The sequence below is a fragment of the Pseudoalteromonas sp. TAE56 genome (assembly GCF_000497955.1).
GTDB lineage: Bacteria > Pseudomonadota > Gammaproteobacteria > Enterobacterales > Alteromonadaceae > Pseudoalteromonas.
Window position 1 is genome coordinate 1 of record NZ_AUTN01000118.1, and the last position, 9605, is coordinate 9605.

At 40.7% G+C, this 9605-nt stretch carries 10 protein-coding genes, 2 rRNA genes and 1 pseudogene; 10 read left to right on the forward strand and 3 right to left on the reverse strand.

Annotation, left to right across the window (positions count from 1 at the left end; genetic code table 11):
- The 10 genes from L656_RS0113975 to L656_RS0114020 all read left to right on the forward strand — a co-directional run.
- A 23S ribosomal RNA gene (locus L656_RS0113975) occupies positions 1–1399 on the forward strand; the annotation flags it as partial.
- 147 nt (positions 1400–1546) lie between these two features.
- A 5S ribosomal RNA gene (gene rrf, locus L656_RS0113980) occupies positions 1547–1661 on the forward strand.
- Between the two features lie 484 nt (positions 1662–2145).
- Complete coding sequence (locus tag L656_RS0113985) at positions 2146–3078, forward strand: hypothetical protein (protein ID WP_024599668.1); 933 nt, start codon at positions 2146–2148, stop codon at positions 3076–3078.
- 26 nt (positions 3079–3104) lie between these two features.
- Positions 3105–4004, forward strand: coding sequence for a DUF350 domain-containing protein (locus L656_RS0113990; RefSeq protein WP_024589503.1), 900 nt, complete (start codon positions 3105–3107; stop codon positions 4002–4004).
- A 3-nt stretch (positions 4005–4007) separates the two neighbouring features.
- Positions 4008–5729: a polyamine aminopropyltransferase gene (locus L656_RS0113995; RefSeq protein WP_024599669.1), complete on the forward strand. Its 1722-nt coding sequence runs from the start codon at positions 4008–4010 to the stop codon at positions 5727–5729.
- A gap of 79 nt (positions 5730–5808) precedes the next feature.
- Entirely contained in the window at positions 5809–6222 is a 414-nt protein-coding gene (locus tag L656_RS0114000; RefSeq protein ID WP_004335098.1) for a YjfI family protein, read from the forward strand.
- Between the two features lie 24 nt (positions 6223–6246).
- Complete coding sequence (locus L656_RS0114005; protein WP_004335088.1) at positions 6247–6939, forward strand: PspA/IM30 family protein; 693 nt, start codon at positions 6247–6249, stop codon at positions 6937–6939.
- 74 nt (positions 6940–7013) lie between these two features.
- On the forward strand, positions 7014–7652 hold the full coding sequence (locus L656_RS0114010) for a DUF4178 domain-containing protein (RefSeq protein ID WP_024599670.1): 639 nt from the start codon (positions 7014–7016) through the stop codon (positions 7650–7652).
- Positions 7649–7969 carry a hypothetical protein gene (locus tag L656_RS0114015; RefSeq protein WP_024599671.1) on the forward strand — a complete coding sequence of 107 codons (321 nt, stop codon included), beginning with the start codon at positions 7649–7651 and terminating at the stop codon, positions 7967–7969. Before L656_RS0114010 ends, L656_RS0114015 begins: the two co-directional genes overlap by 4 nt.
- Before the next feature lie 20 nt (positions 7970–7989).
- Positions 7990–8175: a hypothetical protein gene (locus tag L656_RS0114020; protein ID WP_007579770.1), complete on the forward strand. Its 186-nt coding sequence runs from the start codon at positions 7990–7992 to the stop codon at positions 8173–8175.
- A 23-nt stretch (positions 8176–8198) separates the two neighbouring features.
- Here L656_RS0114020 and L656_RS0114025 read toward each other — a convergent pair whose 3' ends face one another.
- The 3 genes and pseudogenes from L656_RS0114025 to aspA form a co-directional block, all read right to left on the reverse strand.
- Positions 8199–8600, reverse strand: coding sequence for a hypothetical protein (locus L656_RS0114025; RefSeq protein WP_024599672.1), 402 nt, complete (start codon positions 8598–8600; stop codon positions 8199–8201).
- Between the two features lie 10 nt (positions 8601–8610).
- A complete protein-coding gene (locus tag L656_RS0114030; protein WP_024599673.1) occupies positions 8611–9144 on the reverse strand; it encodes a hypothetical protein in 534 nt (177 codons plus the stop codon).
- A 109-nt stretch (positions 9145–9253) separates the two neighbouring features.
- A pseudogene (gene aspA / locus L656_RS0114035) lies at positions 9254–9605 on the reverse strand (aspartate ammonia-lyase); the annotation flags it as partial.

Here is a 9605-nt window from a genome sequence, read left to right on the forward strand (position 1 = left end):
TTAAGACTGAGACACGAGACGAGTCACTACGGTGATGAAGTTGTTGATGCCATACTTCCAGGAAAAGCCTCTAAGCTTCAGATTATATGGAATCGTACCCCAAACCGACACAGGTGGTCAGGTAGAGAATACTAAGGCGCTTGAGAGAACTCGGGTGAAGGAACTAGGCAAAATCGTACCGTAACTTCGGGAGAAGGTACGCTCCTATCTGTGATGAGACTTGCTCTCTAAGCGGACGGGAGCCGCAGTGACCAGGTGGCTGGGACTGTTTATTAAAAACACAGCACTGTGCAAAATCGCAAGATGACGTATACGGTGTGACACCTGCCCGGTGCCGGAAGGTTAATTGATGGGGTTATCCTTAGGGAGAAGCTCTTGATCGAAGCCCCGGTAAACGGCGGCCGTAACTATAACGGTCCTAAGGTAGCGAAATTCCTTGTCGGGTAAGTTCCGACCTGCACGAATGGTGTAACCATGGCCACGCTGTCTCCACCCGAGACTCAGTGAAATTGAAATCGCAGTGAAGATGCTGTGTACCCGCGGCTAGACGGAAAGACCCCGTGAACCTTTACTACAGCTTGGCACTGAACATTGAACCTACATGTGTAGGATAGGTGGGAGACTTTGAAGCAGCGACGCTAGTTGTTGTGGAGTCAACCTTGAAATACCACCCTTGTAGTTTTGATGTTCTAACGTTGGCCCCTGAATCGGGGTTACGGACAGTGCCTGGTGGGTAGTTTGACTGGGGCGGTCTCCTCCTAAAGAGTAACGGAGGAGCACGAAGGTTGGCTAAGTACGGTCGGACATCGTACGGTTAGTGTAATGGTAGAAGCCAGCTTAACTGCGAGACAGACACGTCGAGCAGGTACGAAAGTAGGTCATAGTGATCCGGTGGTTCTGAATGGAAGGGCCATCGCTCAACGGATAAAAGGTACTCCGGGGATAACAGGCTGATACCGCCCAAGAGTTCATATCGACGGCGGTGTTTGGCACCTCGATGTCGGCTCATCACATCCTGGGGCTGAAGTCGGTCCCAAGGGTATGGCTGTTCGCCATTTAAAGTGGTACGCGAGCTGGGTTTAGAACGTCGTGAGACAGTTCGGTCCCTATCTGCCGTGGGCGTTTGAGAATTGAGAGGGGTTGCTCCTAGTACGAGAGGACCGGAGTGAACGAACCGCTGGTGTTCGGGTTGTCATGCCAATGGCATTGCCCGGTAGCTACGTTCGGAACTGATAAGCGCTGAAAGCATCTAAGCGCGAAGCAGGCCTCGAGATGAGTTCTCACTAGACTTTTAAAGTCTCTGAAGGGCCGTTGAAGACTACAACGTTGATAGGCAAGATGTGGAAGTGGTGTGAGCCATTAAGCTAACTTGTACTAATTACCCGTGAGGCTTAACCATACAACGCCAAACGCGTTTTATGCGACAGTTTAGACAGAAGTTAATATGACTAAAGTAGATATTACTTAAAGAAAGACTTAAAAAATATTATCAGATATTTTCCAAATTCAGTTAGTGCGTAGCGATACGAACTGACAACCAAATTTGCTTGGTGACAATAGCGTTTTGGACCCACCTGATTCCATGCCGAACTCAGTAGTGAAACGAAACAGCGCCGATGATAGTGTAGCATTTGCTATGTGAAAGTAGGACATTACCAGGCTTCAAATTGTAGAAAGCCCGATTCGAAAGAGTCGGGCTTTTTTACGTCTGCAGAAAAATAAAATGCGCGCAATTAATACCAACCTGCATAAATCTTTGATTAATTTAACGAATTAAATTGCACTATAACGTCCTTAAAAGTTTTTTATTTAGAACAACTAGATATAAAAATTTTTGCCTAGTTCTAGCGTAATTTTCTTAACGTTAAATAGACCCCATATATAAGCAGATTGGTATAACACTCACATCAACACCCATCACGTAGGGCGAGCGCAGCGACTCCCGACGCTAGAATCACCATAAGTGCGCACTTATAACACTTAAACTTCAATTCTAACCTCACGATATAGCTTCATATTTTCACTAAATTATACTCAGATCTCAGCGCTTCTCGTTTCTTCTCATTTTGTTGCAATTTCATTCTTGGTTTAATAAGTGACCTGTGTAAAACTAGCTAAGTTAATTTAGTAAATCAGGTGACATGAATGTCGAATATTAAAGCTTGGAAACTTATGAGTCTGTTTTGTTTGTTCGCAGTGCTTATGGGTTGTCAATCTAAAGAAGAGCAGCTACAACAAACAATTCAAGAGTCTATTAAAAAGGTAGATACGGAGCTGTCTCAGCTTGGTACTGCACTCGATAATGGAAGCGTACGCAATGCTGTATTACTTAAAGAATATGGCGAGCTTCTTAAAAAACAACAACCAGAGCTTACAAAAGTTGTTGATGTAATTACCCTTGATGCAACGCGCCAAGGCGCACTTTATAGTGGATTAACACAGCGACTTAAAGATATTAAAGGAACTTACTTAATTCCTCCTTACGTAGATACGTTACATAGCATTGATTTGTTGCGTGAAGCGGCAAAGCCTACGTTATTTTCTGATGCGTTAACGGATCCTATTAATATGCTAGCTGATATGTCGAAAGGTGCTTTAGCACGTGTAGGCGCAATTAGTAAGCAAGCTGAAGGTGAGGGTGTTGGAAACCAAATGGTAGGTAATCCTAACTATGGTAACTGGCAATCAAATAGTAACGGTATTAGCTTTTGGCAATGGTACGGAATGTACCGTATTTTAGGTGATGTATTTGACCGTGTTGAATACGGAAGCTGGAGTAAACGCCGAAAGTATAGTTACTACAATGACTATGGCCGTTCACGTTATTCAAGCCCTAAACAAATTAAAACCCAAAGCGCTTTAGAAACACGTACGCGTCAAACATACCAACGCCAAGGTAAACAGTTTACAAGCCCGTATGCGAGTAAGAAAACAGGTGCATCAGGTTTAAGCCGCAGCAGTTATACGCCACCAAAAAGCCGCAGTAGTTATTCTCGTTCGAGCAGTTATAGCAATAGCTCTGGATCGGTGCGTGATAGTGGTAGCAGAACCTCTCGTGGCGTGAGCCGTGGTAAGTAAAAGAATAAAGTTGGAGTTAGAATAATATGTATGAATTTAATGGAATAACTATGTGGTCGCTGCAAGCGCTGGCGATTGATTTTGCAATTATTGTTTTATTATTTGTAAGCCTTAAATATATAAAAGGCTGGGTTTCAAACTTACATGCAAATGATGAAATAACAGAGCGTGATAACTTTGCCTTTGGTATTAGCTTTGCCGCTGGCTTGGTGGCGCTGGCGATTGTATTAACGGGTGTAAGTAGCGGAGCTTTTGCTGCAACACTGCAACAAGAAGCACTGCAAATGTTAGCTTATGGCGCATTAGCAATTGTACTTATTAAGTTGGGTCACTTTTTTCAAGATAAAGTAGCACTTCGTAAGGTAAGTCTGCACGACGAAATCGTTAAAGGTAACGTTACAGCTTCAATAATTGATTTTGGCCATGTTGTCAGTGTTGCTATCGTTATTCGCTCAGCTCTATTATGGGTGGCTACTGATGGCTGGCATGGTCTTCCAATTGTAATTGCTGCCTTTATTATAGGTAGCGTTGTATTACTACTTGTTAGCCAGTACCGAGTGCAGTTATTTAAGCGTACAAATAAAAGTGGCGACTGCCTACAACAAGCAATTGTTGATGGTAACTTAGCTGTGGGTATTCGTTACGCTGGATTTTTAGTCGGTAGTGCATTAGCTATTACAGCAGCAACGGGTGTTGCACCTTACGCTGCTGATAATATTAATGCGAGTCTACTATACTGGGCTATTAGCGCTGTTGTGAGCCTTGTTGCATTTATTATTTTGCACTTAGTGACAATTAAAATAATTTTATCTGGTTGCGATATTTCCGATGAAGTTAATCGTCAAAAAAATGTAGGTGTAGCTACTATTTCTGCAGCAGTATCATTTGCTGTAGGTATCACTATGGCAACATTACTAGGCGCATAATCAGTGTCATCAACCACAACTAGCCCAAGTAAGTCTCGCTTACTTGGGCACGATATATTACTTATTACTGTTATGGCCGTGCTTGCTGGGTGCGGCCTTATTTATGAATACTTACTGTCTCATTATGCTGGCCGTGTACTTGGCTCAGTAGAGAGCGCTATTTACGCCATGATCGGTACTATGATTGTAGCAATGGGCTTAGGCGCTTTTTTAGCACGTTGGTTTAAAGATGCATTTACCGCTTTTGCTTGGCTAGAAAGCATTATTGCTTTAATTGGCATGGGCTGCATTTTAGCGATAGCGGGTGTAATAGCAGTTAGTTATTCTCTTCCCCATTTATTTTCGAGCATTTTTAATTTACCCCCTGATGTTGTACTTAATGGTTACGTATTTCAAAAGCTACAAGAGTGGTCACGTTTTCTACCTTATGTTTTTGGTTTAATACTGGGCTTATTTATTGGTATGGAAATACCGCTTATAGCGCGTATTCGTCAGCATGTTTATGGTCGTTTTTTAGAAAACAACGCAGGGACTATTTATGGTGCCGATTATATTGGTGCTGGTATTGGTGCAGCCATTTGGGTAACGATCATGCTCTCAATGCCTATAATGCAAGCTGCAGCGTGGACGGCGTTATTTAATATTATCGCAGGGCTCGCATTTTTATGGCGCTATCATACCCATGTGCGCTTTGCTAAGGCACTTTTAGTTTGCCATATAGTGCTGTTGGCATTATTTGGCTTTATTTTAGTATTTGGTAGTAGTTGGATGAACAATCTAAGTAATGTTTTATACAAAGATAAAGTAATTTACTCACAAGCCACTAAATACCAACACGTAGTATTAACTGAGCGCTTAAGCAAAAACCAACCTCAGCCAATTACCGATTTATATTTAAATGGGCGTTTACAGTTCTCAAGTATTGATGAGCAAATATATCATTCAATGCTGGTTTACCCTGCAATGCTTGCCTCTAACAGACACGACCGTGTATTAATAATTGGTGGTGGTGACGGGCTTGCACTTAGAGATGTTTTAAAATGGCCTGTGAGTGAAGTAACGCTAATAGATTTAGACGCGCAACTACTCAATTTATTCGGTCATAAAGATGGTCACTTTGCGCCGCCAGAGCACATCAATAAGCGATTACTACAGTTAAACAATAAATCGATGCATGACTCGCGAGCCAATATAATTGTGGGTGATGCATTTTTAGAAGTAGAAAGGCTACTTGACCAATCTAAGCAGTTCGACACTATTTTAATTGATTTACCTGACCCTAACCATCCTGATCTAAATAAAATGTACAGTGACTACTTTTATAATCATGTGCGGCAGCTATTAGCACCCGATGGCGCAATGGCGGTTCAATCAACCTCACCTTATCACGCTAAAAAAGCGTTTTTAAGTATAGGCAAAACGGTTAAAGCTGCAGGGTTTGGGTATGTTGAGCAATATCAGCAAAACATACCTTCGTTTGGGCAGTGGGGCTGGACTATAGCCACTAAAATGGGGCAGTCGGCCAGTGGTCGAATTAATGATGCGACGGCTATGCCTGTGCCATCAAGGTGGATTAGTAAAGAATATTTATTGGCAAGTTTTGTATTTCCTAACCACTACTTTGAGAAGGTTAAAAGTATTGAGGTCAATAGGTTAGGGTCTGGTCAGTTGTATGATTACTACCGAACTGCATGGCAAATAGAAAGCGAATTATATAAAAACTAATAAAACATGGTTGACATAATATGTCGGCCATGAGAATCTTAACTCAGACATAATATGTCAAACGACAAAAGGCAGAGACATGGAATTAAATGAACTTTCAATAAAATTAGCTTCTTTTGAAACTGAAGGCGCTAACTTTGAGTCTTTCTTGATCGCCAACCCTGGCGAGCAAGATGTTTTACAAGTCATTGTTGATGGAAATGATGAACTTCCAATTTTTGTTACACAAACACAAGAGCAGCTTTTATGTATTAGCTACTTGTTTGACGAAGATGAAGTTAAGAGTGAATTACGCAACGAGTTAAACGAAACATTACTACGTTTAAACGTGCCAATTCCACTGAGTGCATTTGCTAAAATCGATAACAAATACGCGATTTTTGGTGCACTGTCGGTAAATTCATCATTAGATGACGTTACCCACGAACTAGTAACATTAGCCGATAACGCTATCGATGCACTAGAAGCCGTGACCTTGTATTTAAACGATTAATAGCTAGTTAGTGGAGTTAAGATTATGAGTATTTTAAAAAAATTATTTACAGCAGTACGTGGCGGCGCTCGTGAAGCAGGCGAAGCAATTGTAGACAAAAATGGCATCCGTATTTTTGAGCAAGAAATTGCAGATGCGCAAAATGCACTTCACCGTGCTAAAAAAAGCCTTACTGAAGTAATGGCTAAAGAAATGCAAACTAAGCGTAAAATTAGCGCTGTAGATGCATCAATCGCTGAACATGAAGCGTATGCAGGCCAAGCCCTTGAAAAGGGCAACGAAGCATTAGCATTAGAAATTGCAGAAAAAATTGGTGACTTTGAGGCGGAAAAAGCTGAAAACGAGCAAGTATTATCCGGTTTTAGCAATCACATTGTTGCGCTTAAGCAGCAAGTTAAAGATGCTGAAAAATCGATCAAAGAGAATCAGCGTCAGCTTACAATGGTTAAAACCACTGAAAGCGTACAGCAAGCAACAATGGCTGTTAACAGCACACTTAATACAAACAGCTCGTCTATGACATCGGCTCGTCAATCGCTTGAACGCATTAAACAGCGTCAACAAGATCGAAGTGACCAGCTTGGTGCTGCAAAGCAACTTGAGTCAGACGTAAATGGCGATGACTTAAAAGCAAAAATGGCTGAAGCAGGCATTGGCGACACAAGTCCAAAAAGCGCTGATATTTTAGCTCGTATCAAAGCGAAGCAAAATAGCTAACCATTACGTTTATACTTTAAAAAGGTAACCGAGTTTTTCTCAGTTACCTTTTTTGCTTAGAAGGCAGCCTTCCTATGTTTAATTTTTTCAAATCTAAAAAAGAGCCAGAACGTCAGCTTAATCATCCGAGCGAACTTAAAAAAGGCGACATGTTTAGCGTTATTGACTCATTTGCCTATCCTGCATGGTTAAAAGGTGAAACGTTACGTGTTACTGATATTCAGACTTACCAATATCAGCACAGTAGCGATACTGAATTTGTACTTGAGACAAATAGCGGCCAAGTTGTATTTTTACAAATTGAGCAAGATGACGGCGAAGAGTGGGCTAACTTTTCTATTAAAATTCAGCGAAACGAAGTTGAAGAAATATTTAGCCTTGATGAGTTTGCGCGTATTTTTGATGAAGAGTCGTTAACCCACATTACAGTGCAAAATACACCAGAGCGCTTCATGCAGTTTTTAGCTAAAAGCTATCAACAAAGCGAGTCGCCTTATGTGTGTTATTTCCATAATAAAGACTACCGCAACCAAATTTTGCCTCGTTATGAGCAAGAAGGTGGTGAGCCATGTGAAATGATTTGCTTAGCGTCAGATAACGAAGGTTTTGGTTTAAATATCGAAATTTGGGATGGTGGTGAAACCGAAGTATCGCTAACGCTAACGCGTCCAATGTCAGACATTGTAGACTTGTTTCCCGGAGATGCTAAGTGAGTGATGCTAAAGATAAGTGGTTACGTCAGGAACAAGCTGTACGTGCCACGCAAATGGCATTTGATCTGAGCAGCGAAGTTCAAAAGCTGATAAAAAAACAAGCGATCGATCAAGAGTTAACTCCATCAGATATGATCCGAAAAATACTTGGCTTAGACGTAAAGTCTAAAAAAACGCGTCAACGTTTATCGTTTAATTTAAATGATGATGAAATAGCGCAACTAGCCAGTCGCTTTGATGTACAAAGTGATGACAAGCGAGCCGTAAAGCAACAAGTAGCTGATTTATTAATAGCTCACACTAAAAATAAAAAGTGAAATAATTTAATTAGGTTTTTATGAATATTATTTTAATTGCTTACTTAATTATTTTTGCGTTGTTTGGTACTGCGGCGAGTTATTTTGTTCGCTTTATTTATGCATATTGGGTGCTCAAAACAATGCCCATGAAATACATTATTAAAGCGGGTATTTGCGTGGTATTGGTGGTAGTAATTTCAGCGTTAATTCCATATTTAAGTTAACGCTGAAGTTAAGGTGGCCATTTTTATTTTATATCAAACGACTGGCACTGCTGATTAATACACAGCGATTGCACTTCAAGTACAGGAGAACAATCAGTTAAGCCTTGTGCTTTATTTTGTATGCTTTCTTGTTTTGTTATTTGTTGAGCAAGCTGTTCCGCTTCTTCTTGAGAGGTGTTTAGCGTTGAATAAACAGCATATTTACTCGGTCCGCCACAAGCACGTGCGCCGACTTCAAGGACTTTGCACTGAAAGCTAGCGGTGCAGCTATTATTACTCACCATGTTATTCAGATCATAGTTCAAGTCAGACAAGTTTTTACTTTGCTCATTTGACGTCACAGTGCTAGCACACCCACTTAGTAATAAAATGCTGCTAGCAATGCTTATAATTGACAGTTTAACTGTTGATGGTAAACAACTCATAACGTTATCCTTAAAATGCACTTACCGCTGAGCCTTCAAGTTTAACACATTTATTTTCAACACACTGCGTGCTTGGCGTTGTTAAATGCTGACAAATACTCATCATCCCTTTTTGTGAATTATAACTACTTTCAAGCTTAGTAATTTTGTCGCTAAGGGCTGCTACTTGCTCCTCAGATGCTGCGTTTGTTGAGTACACAACAAAGCTGCTTGGCCCACCACATGCGCGACTACCTACTGCATTTACTCTACATTGAGTACTTGTATCACACTGTTTATCTGCAATTAGTGTATTTAATTCGGTTTTAGCTGTTTTTATATCGTCTATTGAAACGTTTTTTAAATCAGCTTTTGGTATTTTTTCAGCAACCACACTATTTTTTTTATTTTCTTGTAATTGAGTGTTTTCTTCTAGCTTTTGTAGCTCTTGCTTTGGTGCTTCAGCTTCTGAGGTGATTGTTACTTGCTGTGTTTTAGCGGGTTCTTTATCCAAACATGCAGTTAAACACAGTGGTAAAAGTATGGCTAACAATGGGGTACGCATAAAAAACCTTGATAGTGATGAAATATTCATCACTATCATACACGGTGCATTTTTTACGGCAATAAAAACTATATTATCAAGTAATTAAAGGCACTAAAAAATTGTTCTGTTAAAGTCCACCCTGCGTTAGTTTGGTAGGGTTGAGTAATTTTTCGAGTTCTTCGCGAGGTAGATCAGTTTCTTGTTCGGCTACATCAATAATAGGGCGGGCTTCTTTATAAGCCTGCTTCGCTATTTTTGCTGCTTTTTCATAACCGATCACCGGATTAAGCGCCGTTACCAAAATTGGATTTTTAGCGAGCGCTTTATCTATATTTGGCTGATTTACTTTAAAACTAGCAATCGCTTTATCGCCCAGTGCTTGCGCGCTATTGGCAAGTAATTCTATGCTTTGTAAAATATTATACGCAATGACTGGCAGCATCACATTCAGCTCAAAATTACCCGCCTGGCCGGCTACC

Coding starts and splice junctions, on each gene's coding strand:
- L656_RS0113985 (WP_024599668.1), top strand. CDS start 2,146: ATGTCGAATATTAAAGCTTGGAAACTTATGAGTCTGTTTTGTTTGTTC.
- L656_RS0113990 (WP_024589503.1), top strand. CDS start 3,105: ATGTATGAATTTAATGGAATAACTATGTGGTCGCTGCAAGCGCTGGCG.
- L656_RS0114000 (WP_004335098.1), top strand. CDS start 5,809: ATGGAATTAAATGAACTTTCAATAAAATTAGCTTCTTTTGAAACTGAA.
- L656_RS0114005 (WP_004335088.1), top strand. CDS start 6,247: ATGAGTATTTTAAAAAAATTATTTACAGCAGTACGTGGCGGCGCTCGT.
- L656_RS0114010 (WP_024599670.1), top strand. CDS start 7,014: ATGTTTAATTTTTTCAAATCTAAAAAAGAGCCAGAACGTCAGCTTAAT.
- L656_RS0114020 (WP_007579770.1), top strand. CDS start 7,990: ATGAATATTATTTTAATTGCTTACTTAATTATTTTTGCGTTGTTTGGT.
- L656_RS0114025 (WP_024599672.1), bottom strand. CDS start 8,600: ATGAGTTGTTTACCATCAACAGTTAAACTGTCAATTATAAGCATTGCT.
- L656_RS0114030 (WP_024599673.1), bottom strand. CDS start 9,144: ATGCGTACCCCATTGTTAGCCATACTTTTACCACTGTGTTTAACTGCA.